This window comes from Pseudomonas fluorescens, from assembly GCF_000802965.1.
In the GTDB taxonomy this organism is placed as follows: Bacteria; Pseudomonadota; Gammaproteobacteria; order Pseudomonadales; family Pseudomonadaceae; genus Aquipseudomonas; species Aquipseudomonas fluorescens_A.
Window position 1 is genome coordinate 79,228 of sequence record NZ_JSAK01000008.1, and the last position, 16,855, is coordinate 96,082.

The 16,855-nt window shown below is 58.9% G+C and carries 14 protein-coding genes and 1 pseudogene; 8 read left to right on the plus strand and 7 right to left on the minus strand.

Annotated elements, in window-relative coordinates:
* Positions 1–31: 31 nt before the first annotated feature.
* From pqqF to NL64_RS06920, 7 genes are all read left to right on the plus strand, one after another.
* On the plus strand, positions 32–2,452 hold the full coding sequence (pqqF, locus tag NL64_RS06895) for a pyrroloquinoline quinone biosynthesis protein PqqF (protein ID WP_034147401.1): 2,421 nt from the start codon (positions 32–34) through the stop codon (positions 2,450–2,452).
* A gap of 155 nt (positions 2,453–2,607) precedes the next feature.
* On the plus strand, positions 2,608–2,682 hold the full coding sequence (gene pqqA / locus NL64_RS29375; protein ID WP_009045898.1) for a pyrroloquinoline quinone precursor peptide PqqA: 75 nt from the start codon (positions 2,608–2,610) through the stop codon (positions 2,680–2,682).
* A gap of 74 nt (positions 2,683–2,756) precedes the next feature.
* Positions 2,757–3,668: a pyrroloquinoline quinone biosynthesis protein PqqB gene (gene pqqB, locus NL64_RS06900; RefSeq protein WP_034147402.1), complete on the plus strand. Its 912-nt coding sequence runs from the start codon at positions 2,757–2,759 to the stop codon at positions 3,666–3,668.
* A gap of 148 nt (positions 3,669–3,816) precedes the next feature.
* Positions 3,817–4,569 (plus strand): pyrroloquinoline-quinone synthase PqqC, encoded by a 753-nt coding sequence (gene pqqC / locus NL64_RS06905; RefSeq protein WP_034147403.1) that lies wholly within the window; start codon positions 3,817–3,819, stop codon positions 4,567–4,569.
* Positions 4,566–4,841: a pyrroloquinoline quinone biosynthesis peptide chaperone PqqD gene (gene pqqD, locus NL64_RS06910; protein WP_034147404.1), complete on the plus strand. Its 276-nt coding sequence runs from the start codon at positions 4,566–4,568 to the stop codon at positions 4,839–4,841. Before pqqC ends, pqqD begins: the two co-directional genes overlap by 4 nt.
* On the plus strand, positions 4,834–5,988 hold the full coding sequence (pqqE, locus tag NL64_RS06915; RefSeq protein WP_172668650.1) for a pyrroloquinoline quinone biosynthesis protein PqqE: 1,155 nt from the start codon (positions 4,834–4,836) through the stop codon (positions 5,986–5,988). The genes pqqD and pqqE overlap by 8 nt, the downstream gene beginning before the upstream one ends.
* Positions 5,954–7,780 carry a S9 family peptidase gene (locus NL64_RS06920; protein WP_034147406.1) on the plus strand — a complete coding sequence of 609 codons (1,827 nt, stop codon included), beginning with the start codon at positions 5,954–5,956 and terminating at the stop codon, positions 7,778–7,780. The genes pqqE and NL64_RS06920 overlap by 35 nt, the downstream gene beginning before the upstream one ends.
* Positions 7,781–7,883: 103 nt before the next feature.
* Here the strand turns inward: NL64_RS06920 and NL64_RS29380 are convergent, their stop codons facing one another.
* The 4 genes and pseudogenes from NL64_RS29380 to NL64_RS06940 form a co-directional block, all read right to left on the minus strand.
* Complete coding sequence (locus NL64_RS29380; RefSeq protein ID WP_034147407.1) at positions 7,884–8,042, minus strand: YqaE/Pmp3 family membrane protein; 159 nt, start codon at positions 8,040–8,042, stop codon at positions 7,884–7,886.
* A gap of 85 nt (positions 8,043–8,127) precedes the next feature.
* Positions 8,128–8,448 (minus strand): helix-turn-helix domain-containing protein, encoded by a 321-nt coding sequence (locus tag NL64_RS06930; protein WP_034147408.1) that lies wholly within the window; start codon positions 8,446–8,448, stop codon positions 8,128–8,130.
* The gene (locus NL64_RS06935) at positions 8,441–8,797 is read right to left on the minus strand and encodes a type II toxin-antitoxin system RelE/ParE family toxin (protein ID WP_034147747.1); all 357 of its coding nucleotides are present in this window, start codon (positions 8,795–8,797) and stop codon (positions 8,441–8,443) included. Before NL64_RS06935 ends, NL64_RS06930 begins: the two co-directional genes overlap by 8 nt.
* Positions 8,798–9,043: 246 nt before the next feature.
* A pseudogene (locus tag NL64_RS06940) lies at positions 9,044–10,326 on the minus strand (aspartate aminotransferase family protein).
* A 169-nt stretch (positions 10,327–10,495) separates the two neighbouring features.
* On the opposite strand from NL64_RS06940, the gene NL64_RS06945 reads away from it, so the two are divergent.
* Complete coding sequence (locus NL64_RS06945) at positions 10,496–11,425, plus strand: LysR family transcriptional regulator (RefSeq protein ID WP_034147409.1); 930 nt, start codon at positions 10,496–10,498, stop codon at positions 11,423–11,425.
* Between the two features lie 227 nt (positions 11,426–11,652).
* On the opposite strand, the gene NL64_RS06950 is transcribed toward NL64_RS06945, so the two are convergent.
* From NL64_RS06950 to NL64_RS06960, 3 genes are all read right to left on the minus strand, one after another.
* Positions 11,653–13,431, minus strand: coding sequence for an acyl-CoA dehydrogenase C-terminal domain-containing protein (locus NL64_RS06950; protein ID WP_034147410.1), 1,779 nt, complete (start codon positions 13,429–13,431; stop codon positions 11,653–11,655).
* Positions 13,432–13,621: 190 nt separating this feature from the next.
* Entirely contained in the window at positions 13,622–15,418 is a 1,797-nt protein-coding gene (locus tag NL64_RS06955) for an acyl-CoA dehydrogenase C-terminal domain-containing protein (RefSeq protein ID WP_034147411.1), read from the minus strand.
* 85 nt (positions 15,419–15,503) lie between these two features.
* The gene (locus NL64_RS06960; RefSeq protein ID WP_034147412.1) at positions 15,504–16,796 is read right to left on the minus strand and encodes a GGDEF domain-containing protein; all 1,293 of its coding nucleotides are present in this window, start codon (positions 16,794–16,796) and stop codon (positions 15,504–15,506) included.
* Between the last annotated feature and the right edge of the window lie 59 nt (positions 16,797–16,855).

Here is a 16,855-nt window from a genome sequence, read left to right on the forward strand (position 1 = left end):
GCATTGGCACTTCACTGTTCTGGAAGTGCCCATGCTTGCGCTGAATCACCCTCGCCCCCACACTGAAACCCTGGCCAACGGTCTGCGGGTGACGCTGCGTCACGCGCCTGATTTGAAGCGCTGCGCGGCGGCATTGCGGGTCGCCGCCGGTAGTCATGACGTTCCATTGGCCTGGCCCGGCCTGGCGCACTTTCTTGAGCATCTGCTGTTTCTGGGGACCGAGCGTTTTCCTGCGGGCCAAGGGCTGATGGCCTACGTTCAGGGTCATGGCGGCCAGGTGAATGCGCGCACCAGCGAACGAACTACCGACTACTTTTTCGAGTTGCCGCTCCAGGCGTTTGCGGGTGGGCTGGAGCGTCTGTCAGACATGCTCGCCCATCCGCGTATGAATCTCGACGATCAGCAGCGGGAACGGGAAGTGCTGCACGCGGAATTTGTCGCTTGGTCCCAGGATGCAACGGCGCAACAGCGGTTAGCGCTGTTCGATGGCCTTTCTGAAACGCATCCGCTGCGGGGCTTTCACGCCGGCAACCGCGATAGCCTGCCGGTGACGCAACCTGAGTTTCAGCAGGCGTTACAGGATTTCTATCAGCGCTTTTATCAAACCGGGCAGATGACCCTGAGCCTGGCAGGCCCGCAAAGTCTCGAAGAGCTGAAGGCGCTGGCCCAGGCATTCGCTGATTCCGTGCCTGTGGGCAACACGATCGCTCAGCAAGCGCCTACACGGTTGATGGATTCTTCTGACAACACTTATCAACAGGCGAGCAAGCGCCGCCTGGATCTTCTGTTCGCCTTCGAAGCGCTACCAGACTCATCGCCTGAAACACTGGCATTTCTGTGCCATTGGCTGAACACCTCCAAACCGGGGGGGGTGCTGGCTGGCTTGCGTGCGCATCGTTTGGCAGACCATCTGAAGGCCGAGCCGCTGTATCAGTTCGCCGGGCAGGCCTTACTGCACATCGAGTTCACAGTGCCAACCGATACGCCGGCAAGCGGAATTCGCGAACAATTGCTGGATTGGCTGGGCTTCTTCGCCCGGCAAGACTGGAGCGGTTTGCGCGACGAATACGCCGCCCTGCTCCAACGCCAGCAGCAAGTCAGCGGCGCCCTGCAACTGGCTCGACTGGACATCGAACAGCGTGAGGCCGGGTTATCTGAACAAGGCGTCGCAGCCCTCAGTGAAATACTGCAACAACTCGGCGCTGTGGATAACTTCACAGGTCAATGGCAACTGCCGACGCCCAACCCGTTCTTGCGTTCTGAAACACCGGCGTCGAATGCCGGGTTGATTCGCGGCCAGACCAGCGCCCACCGTGGGCTGCGTACCTTTGCCCAGGATCGTTCACGCAGTCGCCGCGAGCGATCGCCGATGCACTTCAGCGAGGCGTTGCCGGGGAACAGCGCTGAAGGTGCGGTGTATTTGCGCTGGCGCCTCGTTGCAGCGCCGAGCACTCAACTGCAATCCAGTCTGGAAAAACATCTGCAACCGCTGCGCGAAGAGGCCCATCAGGCGGGTGTCGATTTTTCCTTCTGTGCATCGGGCAACGAATGGCTATTGAAGATGACCGGACTGCAGGAACCGATGCCCATGGTCCTGGAACATGCGCTGAAATGGCTGGCAAACCCCGATGTCGATTTTCCACAGGATGAACCGCCGCTGATGCCGATCCGGCAACTGCTCAAGGCATTACCTGCTCACTGCCTTGACCGCACCGCAGACTCGGACGACCTGCGACAAATCTGGTCGAGTGCACGCTGGGATGGGCTGGCAGTGAGTCTGTCCGCTCAAACCCAAGCCACAATGGGCCTGGCATTGAGCCGCATACCTGGCACGCCGGACAATCAGCTCACGTCTGCGCCCTCGATTCGCGAGCAACATCTCTGGAGCACCCTCGATACAGGCTCCACAGAACACGCGTTGTTGCTCTTTTGCCCTACAGCCTCCGCGGACATCGCCGACGAAGCCGCATGGCGTTTACTCGCGCACATCTGTCAGACGCCTTTCTACCAACGCCTGCGGGTGGAGTTGCAACTGGGTTATGCGGTGTTCAGCGCCCTGCGCCAGATGCACGGGCAAACCGGGCTGCTCTTTGGCGTACAGTCCCCGAACGTTGCGCCTCCGGAACTGCTGCAACAGATTGAGCAGTTTCTGAAGGGGTTGCCGGAACTGATCCGCACGATTGATGACGAGAGTTTCATCACCCTGCGCAACGCCTTGGCCGATCAATTCGCCAGTGCGGCAATGCCCACCGTCCAGGCCGCCGAACTGCTCTGGCAGGGCAAACTGGCTGGCCGCTCGTCGGATTATCTGACTCTGCTGCCAGAGGCGATCCTGCAAACAGATCGTTCGGCACTGATGGTCGCGGCCCAACGTTTGAATCAAGCCGAAGGCGGCTGGCGCTGCCTGTCCAACAGGGAGTGCCCCGGCGCACCTTGGCAAGTGACAAAATGATCATTACCGAGGCTGCAATTTACTTTCTCGAACATTTGCAGCCAATTAACCTGAAATTTTAAGTAACATAGCTGCCTAACTATCTGAACATCTCCCGCTGGAGGTGGACTATATGTATAGACCTCAACTGTCCCATCACCTGAAGGAGCGCTCCCATGTCCTGGTCCAAACCGGCTTACACCGACCTGCGTATCGGCTTTGAAGTCACCATGTACTTCGCAAGCCGCTAAGTTTGTCTTGTGGTTTCAACGCCTCGGTTATCCCGAGGCGTTTTTATTTTCAGCGTTGAAATGATGGTGCCCCCATGTATGTCCAGATTCTAGGTTCCGCCGCCGGCGGTGGTTTCCCGCAATGGAACTGCAACTGCGTGAACTGCGCAGGTTTTCGCGACGGCAGCCTGAATGCCAAGGCGCGTACCCAATCGTCCATCGCGATTTCCGATGACGGCGTGAATTGGGTGCTTTGCAACACTTCGCCGGACATCCGCGCCCAACTCCAGGGTTTCGCGCCGATGCAACCGGGCCGCGCGCTGCGTGATACGGGGATCAGCGCGATCATTCTGATGGACAGCCAGATCGACCACACCACTGGCCTGCTCATGCTGCGCGAAGGTTGTCCGCATCAGGTCTGGTGCACTGACATGGTCCACGAAGACCTGAGCACCGGGTTCCCGCTGTTCACCATGTTGACCCACTGGAACGGCGGCCTGAACTGGAACCGTATCGAACTCGACCAGAGCTTCAGCATTCCGGCCTGCCCGAACCTGCGTTTCACCCCGTTGCCCCTGCGCAGCGCCGCGCCGCCCTACTCGCCGCATCGGTTCGACCCGCATCCGGGCGATAACATCGGCCTGATCGTTGAAGACATCAACACCGGCGGCAAGCTGTTTTACGCACCGGGCCTGGGCAAGGTGGATGCGCCGTTGCTGGAAATCATGGCCGGCAGCGATTGCCTGCTGGTGGACGGCACGCTGTGGGACGATGACGAAATGCAGCGCCGCGGCGTGGGTACGCGCACCGGTCGGGAAATGGGTCACCTGGCGCAGAATGGCCCGGGCGGCATGCTTGAAGTGCTGGAGCAGTTGCCCGAACAGCGCAAGGTGCTTATCCACATCAACAACACCAACCCGATTCTTGATGAAGATTCGCCAGAGCGGGCGGAGCTGGATCGGCGCAAGGTTGAAGTGGCGTATGACGGCATGAGTATTGTGCTGTAGCGGATGCCCCCATCGCTGGCAAGCCAGCTCCCACAGTTTTTTGTAGTTCACAAAACCTGTAGGAGCTGGCTTGTCGGGTCTCCGCATCGCAGCGATGACGTCCGATCAGACACCAAAGAATCCACCGGTTTTACTCCGGAGAACCGCAATGACCGACACCCCAATGTCCCCCACCGAATTCGAAGCTGCCCTTCGCGCCAAGGGCGCCTATTACCATATTTATCACCCGTACCACGTGGCGATGTACGAAGGCCGGGCGACCCGCGAGCAGATCCAGGGCTGGGTCGCCAACCGTTTTTACTATCAGGTGAACATCCCGCTCAAGGACGCCGCGATCCTCGCCAATTGTCCGGACCGCGAAATCCGTCGCGAGTGGATTCAGCGTCTGCTCGATCATGACGGCGCTCCCGGCGAAGACGGCGGCATCGAAGCGTGGTTGCGTCTTGGTCAGGCGGTCGGTCTCGACCCCGATCAACTGCGCTCCCAGGAACTGGTGCTGCCCGGCGTACGTTTCGCCGTGGACGCCTACGTTAACTTCGCTCGCCGCGCCAGTTGGCAGGAAGCCGCCAGCAGCTCGCTGACCGAGTTGTTCGCGCCGCAGATCCACCAATCGCGCCTGGACAGCTGGCCGCAGCATTACCCGTGGATCGACCCGGCCGGCTACGAATATTTCCGCACCCGTTTGGGCCAGGCACGCCGCGATGTCGAGCACGGCCTGGCGATCACCTTGCAGCACTACACGACGCGGGAAGGCCAGGAGCGCATGCTGGAAATTCTCCAGTTCAAACTGGACATTCTTTGGAGCATGCTCGATGCCATGAGCATGGCCTACGAACTCAACCGCCCGCCGTATCACAGCGTGACCGAACAACGGGTCTGGCATAAAGGAATCACCTTATGAGTTTCGATCGCAACAAGACCCCGACCTGGCGTCCCGGCTACCGCTTCCAATACGAACCGGCGCAAAAAGGCCACGTGCTGCTGTACCCGGAAGGCATGATTAAACTCAACGAAAGCGCCGCGCTGATCGGCGGTTTGATCGATGGCGAACGGGATGTCGCGGCCATCATCACCGAACTCGATCAGCAATTCCCCGGCGTACCGGAGCTCGGTGACGACATCGAGCAATTCATGGAGGTCGCCCGTGCTCAGCACTGGATCGAACTTGCCTGATCACGCGTCAGACAAGTTACCGCCCAAACCGGAAATCGGCCTGCCGCTGTGGCTGCTCGCCGAGCTGACGTATCGCTGCCCGCTGCAATGCCCGTATTGCTCCAACCCGTTGGACTTCGCCGAGCAGGGTAAAGAACTCAGCACCGAACAATGGATCAAGGTTTTTCGCGAAGCGCGGGAGATGGGCGCAGCGCAGTTGGGCTTTTCCGGTGGTGAGCCATTGGTGCGCCAAGACCTCGCCGAGCTGATCTTCGAAGCGCGCAAACTGGGTTTCTACACCAACCTGATCACCTCCGGCATTGGCCTCACCGAACAGAAAATCAGCGACTTCAAAAAGGCGGGACTGGACCACATCCAGATCAGTTTCCAGGCCAGCGACGAGCAAGTGAACAACCTGCTGGCCGGCTCGAAAAAGGCCTTCGCGCAGAAACTGGAAATGGCCCGTGCGGTGAAAGCCCACGGTTATCCGATGGTGCTGAACTTCGTGACCCATCGGCACAACATCGACAAGATCGACCGCATTATCGAGTTGTGCATCGCCCTTGAGGCCGACTTCGTCGAGCTCGCCACTTGCCAGTTCTATGGATGGGCGCAGCTCAATCGTGTCGGGTTGTTGCCGACCAAAGAACAACTGGTGCGCGCCGAACGCATCACCAATGAATACCGCGCCAAACTCGAAGCCGAAGGGCATCCCTGCAAGCTGATTTTCGTCACGCCGGATTATTACGAAGAGCGCCCGAAAGCCTGCATGAATGGCTGGGGCAGTATTTTTCTGACAGTTACGCCAGACGGAACCGCACTGCCCTGTCACGGTGCCCGACAGATGCCGGTGAAGTTTCCCAATGTGCGCGACCACAGCATGCAGCACATCTGGTACGACTCGTTCGGCTTCAACCGTTTTCGTGGCTACGACTGGATGCCCGAACCGTGCCGCTCTTGTGACGAGAAGGAAAAAGATTTCGGCGGCTGTCGCTGCCAGGCGTTCATGCTCACCGGCGATGCGAGCAACGCGGACCCGGTGTGCAGCAAGTCGCACCATCACGGCGTGATTCTCAAGGCCCGCGAAGAAGCCGAACACGCGACTCAGACCATCGAACAACTGGCCTTTCGCAATGAACGAAACTCACGACTCATCGCTAAAAGCTGAACCTTTCAGCGCCGCCAAAGCCGTCGCGGCCGGCATCGACTTTGCCGAATTGCAGGCCGGTGCCCATGGCCTGTTCTGGAATGAATACCGACCGGAGGATGCCGCTTGCCGTATCTGGCATTGGGGTGATGGCGTAGCGAATTGTCTGACGCCAACTGGCTTCAGTGTGCGCAGTCGGGTGTACGAATACGGCGGTGGCGCGTTTTGTCTGACCGATGACGGGGTGGTTTTCGTCAACGAGGCAGACCAGCAGCTGTATCGCCAATCGCTGCACGGCGAAACACCCGAGGCGCTGACTTCGGGGCGGTGCCGTTACGGCGATTTGCAGTTCGCCAATGGGCAGGCGCTGGCGGTCGAGGAAAACCGCGATCAGCATCGATTGGTGGCGTTCAATCTGGCTGATGGCGCGCGTCACGTACTGGCCGAAGGTGCGGATTTTTACGCGGCACCGACACTGAGTCCGGATGCCCGGCGCTTGGCCTGGATTGAATGGAGTCGCCCGGAACAGCCATGGACCGCGACCCGCTTGATGGTTGCTGAACGCCAGGACGATGGCCACTTTGCCCCTCCCCGCTGTGTCGCCGGTGATGAAGCTCAAGAGTCTCTGCAACAATCTCGGTTCGATGACAGCGGCCGTTTGTTTTGCCTGACGGATCGCGGCGGCTATTGGCAGCCCTGGGCGGAGTCCGAAAAAGGTTTAAGCCCTCTACCAAGCGCCGCCGCCGACCACGGCCCCGCACCCTGGCAGCTCGGTGGCTGCACTTGGTTGCCGCTAAACGACGGCAGTTATCTGGCCAGTTGGACGGAAGGCGGTTTTGGCCGACTGGGCTTGTGCGGCGCCTCGTGCGAAGACTTCACCGGGGACTACAGCCGTTTCCGCCATCTCGCCCTGGATGAGCAATTCATTTACTGCATCGCCGCGTCGCCGATCAGTTCATCGGCCGTTATCGCCATCGACCGCCAGACTCGTCAGGTCAAGGTACTGGCCGGCGGCATTGCGCCATTGCCTGCAGAACAGATCAGCCGCCCGCAAACCCTGCGCTATCCAAGCGGCACGGGCGAAGCTCACGGCTTCTTCTATCCGGCGATGACCGGCGAGGTGAAACCGCCACTGGTGGTGTTCATCCACGGCGGTCCGACCTCGGCGTGCTATCCGATGCTCGACCCGCGCATTCAGTACTGGGCGCAACGAGGTTTCGCCGTCGCAGACCTCAACTATCGCGGCAGCAGCGGCTATGGCCGGGCTTATCGCCAAGCGTTGCATTTGAGCTGGGGCGACGTCGATGTCGAAGACGCTTGCGCGGTGGTCAGCCACCTCGCCGAGCGCGGACTGATCGACGGAGACAAAGCGTTCATTCGCGGCGGCAGTGCCGGCGGTTACACCACGCTGTGCGCGCTGGCGTTCCACAAGGTTTTCCGAGCTGGCGCCAGCCTTTATGGAGTCAGCGACCCCGTCGCCCTGGGTCGGGCGACTCACAAGTTCGAGGGCGATTATCTGGATTGGCTGATCGGCGATCCGGTACAGGATGCCGAGCGGTATGCCGATCGAACGCCCCTACTGCATGCGAGCAACATCAGCGTGCCGGTGATCTTCTTTCAAGGGGAACTGGACGCCGTGGTCGTGCCGCAACAGACTCGCGACATGGTCGAGGCATTGCAAAACAACGGCATTCTGGTCGAAGCGCATTACTACGCGGACGAGCGTCATGGCTTCCGCAAGGCTGGCAATCAGGCACATGCGCTGGAGCAGGAATGGTTGTTTTATCGGCGGGTGATGGGGAATGCCGGCTGAAACCGGTGGTGATCCAATCGCTAGCAAGCCAGCTCCTACAAAACGGTGATTCCCTGTAGGAGCTGGCTTGCCAGCGATCGCTATCTATCTGACGCTACAAAACTCAGCGCTTGGCGATGATATATACCGCATGCACGATCCCCGGAATGTAACCGCACAACGTCAGCAGAATATTCAGCCAGAACGCCCCGCCAAACCCCACCTGCAAAAACACTCCCAGCGGCGGCAACAGAATGGCGATGATGATGCGAAAGAAATCCATGGGGTCAGCTCCTGATTGAGGTCGGCTCGTGCGAGCCTTACAAACAATCGACCTGTGCCGCTGGTCAGGGTTCAGCCAAACTTATCTAGGCCAATATTTCCAAGCCATGTTTCTGGACAATGCTCAGCAGCTTCAATGCCATGCCACTGGGGTGTTTAGCCCCCGCTTCCCATTGCTTGACTGTGGAAGCGCTGGTGTTCAGGTAACGCGCAAACACCGGCTGACTGACATTGTTGCGCTCGCGTAGCGCCTTGATCTGCTCCGCCGGAATCGCGTCAGGCACCGTTGCAAGACATGACTCGTCGAATTCGCGCATGGTCGCTTTGCTGATCGCGCCGATGGCGTACAAGGCACTGGCCGATTCATGGATCGATTCCGCTACTTCACTTTTGAATTTTTTACTCATGATGTATCTCCACAAACTCCTTCATATCCAGCAAATGCTGGACTTCCCACTCAGCCAGCCCTCCATATGTCTTGGCCAACTCGCGTAAGTCAGTCAATTGCTTGGGACCAATATTGCTCTGGTCTTTCTTGGCATACAGAAACTGATAAACCCAGAAACGGCTGCCCTTGGCCAGGATAATCGAACGATGGCGATTGGCATTCAAACGCTTCTTCCACACCCCGCCCCCTAGATTGTCCGCCTGCCCATTGAGTGTTTCGGTGAATGCTTCCCGAAGCTCGTCATCACCAATCCAAGCCTTACCGGCCAGCACCGCAAAGCGCTTTGTCTTGAACAACCTTACTGACATCGGCATCCCTTCCAAAAACATACCACCCAGTGGTATAGATTTCAAAACCAGTTTTTCAATGGTTCACTGACACCGACACTCCTTGCCGGCGCTATCTAAAAAACCACCAACTCAAGCGTTCCTCAAGCGCCGAAATACGTTTGGCAAAACCCAGCCACAAAAAAACGCCCCACGCCAAAAGAATCAGGCCTGGGGCGATGCGTTATACCGCGAGACGGTTCCGGAATTTGTGTAGGGCGCGTCTGATCAGACGGCAATCCCTTTGCGGCACTGCAATTGCGCGGTGCGCACACGGGAGAAGGCGCGGGCCAGGCGCAGGAGCATTTCGTCGATGTTGGCTTTGCTGACGGTCAATGCCGGGGTGAAGCGCAGACAATCGGGTTGCGGAGCGTTGAGCAACAGGCCTTCGTACAAAGCCGCTTTGACTACAGCGCCCGCCGAATCGTCGGACAGCGTCAGCCCCCAAAGCAGCCCTTGACCGCGTAGTTCACCGTGGTCATAGCGATGGGACAACCGCTGCAAGCCTTCGCGCAGGTGCTGCGCGGATTCCTCGACATGTTCGATAAATCCCTTGTCCTGCACACTACCGAGTACAGCCAGACCTGCCGCCGTCATCAGTGCATTGCCGTGATGAGTGCCAGTCATTTCGCCCGTGTCGAAGCAACATGCCTTGCCTCGCGCCAGCAATGCCGCCAACGGCACGCCACCGCCCAACCCTTTGCCGAGCACGACGATATCTGCGCGCACGCCGTAGAACTGTTCCGCAAGCAAGGTGCCGCAGCGACCGATGCCGGTTTGCACTTCGTCGAAGATCAGCAGAATGCCCAGTTCACGACACAGACGCTCGACGCCTTTGAGGTAATGCGCCGTAGCCGGAATTACCCCGGCGTCGCTCTGGATCGGTTCGAGCATGATCGCGACGGTCTGCGCATCCACCGCCGCGTGCAACGCCGGAAGGTCGTTGAACGGCACATGGCTGAAGCCCGGAAGCTGCGGCTCGAATCGGTTGGTCAGCGTCGAACTGTCCGACGCCGAAATCGTCCCCAGACTACGACCATGACAGCCGTTATTGGCGACGATGATCCGCGAAGCGCCGCCGCGATGCTGTTGGCCCCATTTACGCGCGAGTTTGATCGCCGCTTCGCAAGCTTCGCTACCTGTATTGAGCAAATACGCCTGGTCGCTTCCAGTGCTTGAACACAGGCGCTCGGCGAGGTTAAGCATGCCGCGGTTATGCAGGCCGAAGCCGGGATTGATCAACGACTGGGCCTGCGTCGAGATCGCGTCGACCAGTGTCTTGGGCTGTGGCCGAGGCTGTTTGCCCCGCCGCCCTGTGAGAAATCCAGATAGGCGCGGTCGTCACTGTCCCACAACCATGAACCCTGACCGCGGACAAAAACCTGTTTCGGCCGCTCGACACCGGGCATCAGACACTCACTTGAAAGGTTGTCGTCCGTGGACGGAAAGAAAGCATCCTCCAGCAGATCATCCAGACTCGGAGAATGACGACGCAGGTTGAACAGATTCATGCGTTCATCCCTCGATTGAGGTTTTTTGCCTTACCTATGTAAACACCATCGAAGCAAACGGTATTCATCGCGTTCTGTGGCCCTGTAAGCCTTGTGAATGCGGTTAGACTAGGCGCTGACACGGCGTTGAGCCATTTCGATTTCCGAGCATTTTCGATAACCATTACTTATGGATTTCAAGCAACTGCGTTATTTCGTCGCGGTGTATGAAGAAGGTCATGTCGGCCGGGCTGCCGAGCGCCTCTCCATCTCGCAACCGGCGCTGTCCCAGCAGATCCGTCACCTCGAACAAAACCTCGACGTGAGCCTTTTTGAACGCAGCAGTAAACGCCTGTTGCCGACCCTGGCGGCCCACACGCTTTACAACCACGCCCTGCCCTTGCTGGATGGATTGCAACGAGCACGCGAGGCACTGGGCAACTTCAAGGGGCAAGCGTTGCGCACGCTGGCCATTGGCGTGTTGCAAACGGTGCATACCAGCCTGGTGCCGCAGATGCTCGAACGGGTGCGCAAGGCGCAACCGCATCTGGTGGTGCAAATCTATGAATTGACGGGCCTGGAGATTGAGCGTCGACTGCTCAATGGCTCGCTGGACATCGGCATCAGCTACCTGCCGCCAAGGCAACCGGGGCTGCATGGTGTGATGTTGTACGAAGACGAGTTGACCCTGGTCATCCCGGCGGACCATCCACTGCGGGAATTCAAGAAAGTGTCCATGAGTCAGGCGGCCGAGTTGCCGATGTTGCTGCTGGGCGAAGAGTTTCAAGTGCGGCAGATTTGGCAATCGCAGTTGGCCAACCTCGGGCGACGGCCGCAGGTCCAGGCCGAACTGAACAACATGGCCGGGATTCTCGACAGCTTGCCGCACACACGGTTGGCGACTGTGCTACCTGGTCGCTCGCAAAAGGCGCATGGCAATGAAGATCTGCTGTGGAAACCCCTGAGCGAACCGCGGGTGCCGTTGAAAGTCGGATTGGTGTGTCGCGATGTGCAACGGCAACAGGCCTCATTGGCGTTGTTGCAGACATTGCTGGAGGAAGTGATGAATCGGCCTGATGAGCGCTTGAACAGCCCGCCGGCGCTGGATGGGCTGAGCTGAATACTTTTTCGCAGGCATAAGAAAACCCCGCCGAAGCGGGGCTTTGCAGACTGTTTCCCTGACATCCATTTCACTCCGCCACCCTGGCAGAATCCTACGTGTCCGTGTTGTTGCTTTGCGCTTCCTGCGCTACGTCCATGTGAAGTAGATTAGCCGTGGATCCAATCTGCTTCTATGGGAGAACAGCAGCACGTCATGTAAGAGAATGCTTACATGACGTTACATTGTCAGAACTGTGCGGCGTCCAGTAGGAACAGCGACTCGCTACCGGCTTTCACCGACGCGCTCAACGAGTGAATCCGCGGCAGCAGGCGAGCGAAATAGAACCGCGCGGTACCCAGTTTGCTCGCGTAGAAATCGTCCTGCCCTTCTTTGCCGAAAGCCGCTTTGGCCATCAGTGCCCACATGTAAGCGTAAGCCGTGTAACCGAACGCTTGCAGATACTCGACCGACGCCGCGCCGATTTCATTCGGGTTGGATTTGGCCCGATCCAGCAGCCACGCAGTCAGTTCGTCGAGGGTGGTGACGGCATCGTTCAGTGGCTTGGTGAACTCCGCCAGGTCAGCGCTCGCGGTGGCGGTGAAGTGACGAATTTCGTCAGCGAACAGGTTGTAGAACGCACCGCCGGTGCCGACGATCTTGCGACCCACCAGGTCCAGCGCCTGAATGCCGTTGGTGCCTTCGTAGATCTGAGTAATGCGCACGTCGCGTACCAGTTGCTCCTGGCCCCACTCACGGATGTAACCGTGACCGCCGAACACCTGCTGGCCGTGAACGGTGGTTTCCAGACCCAGGTCGGTCAGGAACGCCTTGGCCACTGGCGTCAACAACGCCACCAGATCTTCCGCGCGTTTGCGGGTGGTGGCGTCTTCGCTGAACTTGGCGGTGTCCAGTTGCATGGCCACGTAAGTCGAAAAGGCACGACCGCCTTCGTTCGAAGCTTTCATGGTCAGCAGCATGCGACGCACGTCCGGGTGGACGATGATCGGATCGGCCACTTTGTCCTTGTTCTGCGCGCCAGTTGGCGAACGGCTTTGCAGACGATCACGAGCGTATTCAACAGCGTTCTGATACGAGCGCTCGCCGGTCGCCAGACCCTGGATACCGACACCCAGACGCTCGTAGTTCATCATGGTGAACATCGCCGCCAGGCCTTTGTTCGGCTCGCCGACCAGATAACCCACCGCTTCATCGAAGTTCATCACGCAAGTGGCGGACGCCTGGATGCCCATTTTGTGTTCGATCGAGCCACAGTTGGCCGGGTTACGCGCGCCCAGGCTGCCATCGGCGTTGACCATGAACTTCGGCACCAGGAACAGCGAAATACCCTTCGGACCGGCCGGTGCGTCTGGCAGTTTGGCCAGCACCAGGTGAATGATGTTTTCAGTCAGGTCGTGTTCGCCACCGGTGATGAAGATCTTGGTGCCGCTGACCTTGTAGGAACCGTCGGCCTGAGGCTCGGCCTTGGTGCGGATGATGCCCAGGTCGGTGCCGGCGTGTGGCTCGGTCAGGCACATGGAACCGGCCCAGACACCGGCGTACATGTTCGGCAGGTACGCGGCCTTCAGTTCTTCGCTGGCGTGGGCGTTGATCGACAGACATGCGCCGGCGGTCAGCATCGGATACAGACCGAACGATAGGCTGGCCGAGTTGACCATTTCTTCGACCTGCGCCGAAACCGCCTTGGGCATGCCCATGCCGCCGTAGGCTGGATCGCCACCGACGCCGACCCAGCCGCCTTCAGCGTAAGTCTGATAAGCCTGTGGGAAACCTGCCGGCGTGGTGACGGCACCGTCCGCCCAGTGGCAACCTTCTTCGTCAGCCGCACGGCTCAGGGGTGCGATGCTTTTGCTGGTGACCTTGCCGGCTTCTTCAAGAATGGCTTCGACGGTTTGCGCATCAACGGTCTCAGCCAGTGCAGGCAACTCGGCCCAGAGTTTGGCGACCTCGAAAACTTCATTGAGGACGAAGCGCATATCGCGCAGGGGCGCTTTGTAGTCAGCCATGGCAAACCTCGCAAGATCTAAACAGGTGATTCATAGGAATTGTGTTTTCGTTGGGCCCGAGTGTAACCCAACAACTTTTGCGACACATAGGGTCAGCCAGTGACCGTTTTGTAATGTTTGGTCACTGACTATTTAGTCATAAAAAAAGCCCGCAGTTACGCGAGCTTCCTTTGTGATTCATTTCAAAAGACTAAAGCGCGAACAACTCCGCTGGCAGCGTCATCAGGCAATCGCTGCCTGCCTCGATTGCTGCCCGATGAGCGGCAGTACGTGGTAGCAAACGCTTGAAGTAAAACTCGCCTGTCGCCAGTTTAGCCTTATAGAAATCGGCATCACCGCTGCCCGAATCCAACTGAGCCTGCGCCACCAACGCCATGCGCAACCACAAGTAGCCGAGGATGATGTAACCGCTGTACATCAGGTAATCAACCGACGCGGCGCCCACTTCATCCGGATTTTTCATCGCGGCCATGCCGACTTTGGTGGTCAGCTCGCCCCACTGCTGATTCAGCTCATTAAGTTGCGCCACATAACTGGCCAACTGCGGATGCTCAGCGTTCGCCGCACAAAACTTGTGAACGACTTTGGTGAAGCCGCGCAGCAGTTTGCCCTGACTGCCGAGCACTTTACGCCCAAGCAAGTCCAGCGCCTGAATGCCGTTGGTGCCCTCGTAAATCGGTGCGATCCGGCAGTCGCGAACCAGTTGTTCCATGCCCCATTCACGAATAAAGCCGTGGCCACCGAACACCTGCATGCCGTGGTTCGTTACCTCCAGACCGGTCTCCGTCATGAAGGCTTTGCAGATTGGCGTCAGGAACGCCAGCAAGTCTTCAGCGTCCTGGCGCGCCGTTTCATCCGCGCTCAAGTGCGCAACGTCCAGCAACTGCGCAGTGAAGTAAGTGAGCGCGCGATTGCCTTCGTTGAAGGCTTTCATGGTCAGCAGCATCCGCCGCACATCCGGATGCACGATGATCGGGTCGGCGGCTTTCTCCGGCGCTTTCGGGCCGGTCAGAGAGCGCATCTGCAAGCGGTCGTTGGCGTATTTTATCGCGCCCTGGAAACTCGCCTCGCCCAGACACAAACCCTGCATGCCGGTACCCAGGCGTGCATGGTTCATCATGGTGAACATGCAGTTCAGGCCCTTGTTCGGTTCACCGATCAAAAAGCCCTTGGCCCCGTCAAAGTTCAGCACGCAAGTGGCCGACGCCTTGATGCCCATCTTGTGCTCGATCGAGCCGCAGGAAACGCCATTGCGCTCACCCGCTTCACCTTCGGCGTCGGGCAGGAACTTGGGCACGATAAACAGCGAAATGCCTTTGGTCCCGGCGGGTGCGTCCGGCAGTTTCGCCAGTACCAGGTGAATGATGTTGGCACTCATGTCGTGCTCGCCGGCCGAGATGAAAATCTTGCTGCCGGAGATCGCGTAACTGCCGTCGGCCTGAGGCACGGCGCGGGTTTTGATGATGCCCAGGTCGGTACCGCAATGGGCTTCGGTCAGGCACATGGTGCCGGTCCATTGGCCGGCGGTGAGTTTGCTCAGGTAAGTTTGTTTCTGTTCTTCGGTGCCATGGGCGTGAATCGCCGACATGGCGCCGTGAGTCAGGCCCGGATACATGCCCCAGGAAGTGTTGCTGGAACCGACCATTTCGCTGATGACCAGTCCCAGTGAGCTCGGCAGCCCCTGACCACCGTATGCAGGATCAGCCGCCAGACCATGCCAGCCGCCCTCAACGTACTGTGCGAAAGCCTGCTTGAAGCCTGTAGGCGTTGTTACTACGCCGTTGTCGAAATGGCAGCCTTCTTCGTCACCGCTGCGGTTCAGCGGGGCCAGAACGTTCTCACAGAATTTCGCGCCTTCTTCGAGGATCGCACTGACCATGTCCGGGCTGGCGTCAGTAGCCCCCAGCGCCGCGTAGTTGCCGTGAAAATCGAAGACTTGGTCGATCAGAAAGCGCATGTCGCGCAGGGGAGCTTTGTACTCGGGCATGGTCATTCTCCGTCAGCAGATTGCTCCAACCTACTGCCGGTGACCACACCCCACAATCACAGTCCAGACGCTGAATGCGCCATCATCACTCAACCGTAGCGGCGTCCATCCGAACAGCGCCCCGGCGGTTCTGACCGAACGCCATCACGCAGTTTCGCCCGGCGCCTTTGGCGCTGTAGAGCGCCTGGTCGGCGGACTTGAGCACTTCTTCGGGCGTGCGTTGTTCAAGGCGTTCGGCAACGCCGATACTGACGGTGACCGACACGCTCGAAGCATGTGAACCGGAGCGACGCTGCCGACCCTGACTATCATCCTGCGGGCGGCTGTCCTGATTACGCAGGTGGATGTTGTAGGTCGCGATGGATTCGCGGATGACTTCCAAGTGCGGCATGCACTCTTCGAGGGTCTTTCCTGCAAACACCAAGGCAAATTCCTCGCCGCCGTAGCGATACGCCTTACCGCCACCGCCGATTTTCGACAGCTTGCTGGCGACCAGTCGCAGCACCTGGTCGCCGACGTCGTGACCGTGGGTGTCGTTGAATTTCTTGAAGTGGTCGACGTCGCTCATGGCCAACACATAATTGCGCCCCAATCGCTGCATGCGCTCGTTCAAGGCGCGGCGACCCGGCAGACCGGTCAGCTCATCACGGAAGGCCATTTGATAAGCCTCGTGGGCCACGGCTGCAGCGATCATCAGCATCACCTGGCTGCACATGATGTTCAGAGTGAACGGCAGGATGAAGGTTTTCGGCAACATCCAGAACAACCCGAGTAACCCGACCAATTGCGCGGCATGCAGCGGTCGCGGGTTGCGCCAATACTGGTACGCCAGCAACAGGAACGCAGCGATGAACACCGGGTAGGACAACTGGATCAGACTCATCCACGCGCCGTGCAATGCCGGCCAGCGGATCTCCGACAGCCAAATCAGTAACGGCTGGGGATAACTTTGCTCAAGCCCCAACGCCACGCTGCCCACTGCCAGCAACACGGCGAAGCGCGCCACCATGTCCTGGAACAGATGCGTACGCTCCTGCCACGCCGCGAATACGCCAAACAACAGTGGCAACAACAGGCAACACAGGTGAAAGACCACCGCGGCGTCTTCGCGCACCTTGCCGTTATCGCGGTAATAGTCGGTCTGGGTGTCGAGCAGGAAGTAGGCGATGTACACCGTGACCATCAGAAAAAGCTCACGCTGACGTCGGTAAACCGCACAGTAAGCACCACCGAGCAACAGCACCAGGGTTGGCAGCACGTTGAACAGCGACGTGAAGAACACATTCAGATCCTTGACGTACGCAGCCGCAAGGCCCGCCAGCAACAGCAGCAACGACGGCAGGAAATGACTGAAACGTACAGCGGAAGAACGCGGCAAGGGTAAAGCTCCGACCGTCATAGCAATTGATGGCATTGTGCCCATCACTTTAACGGCAG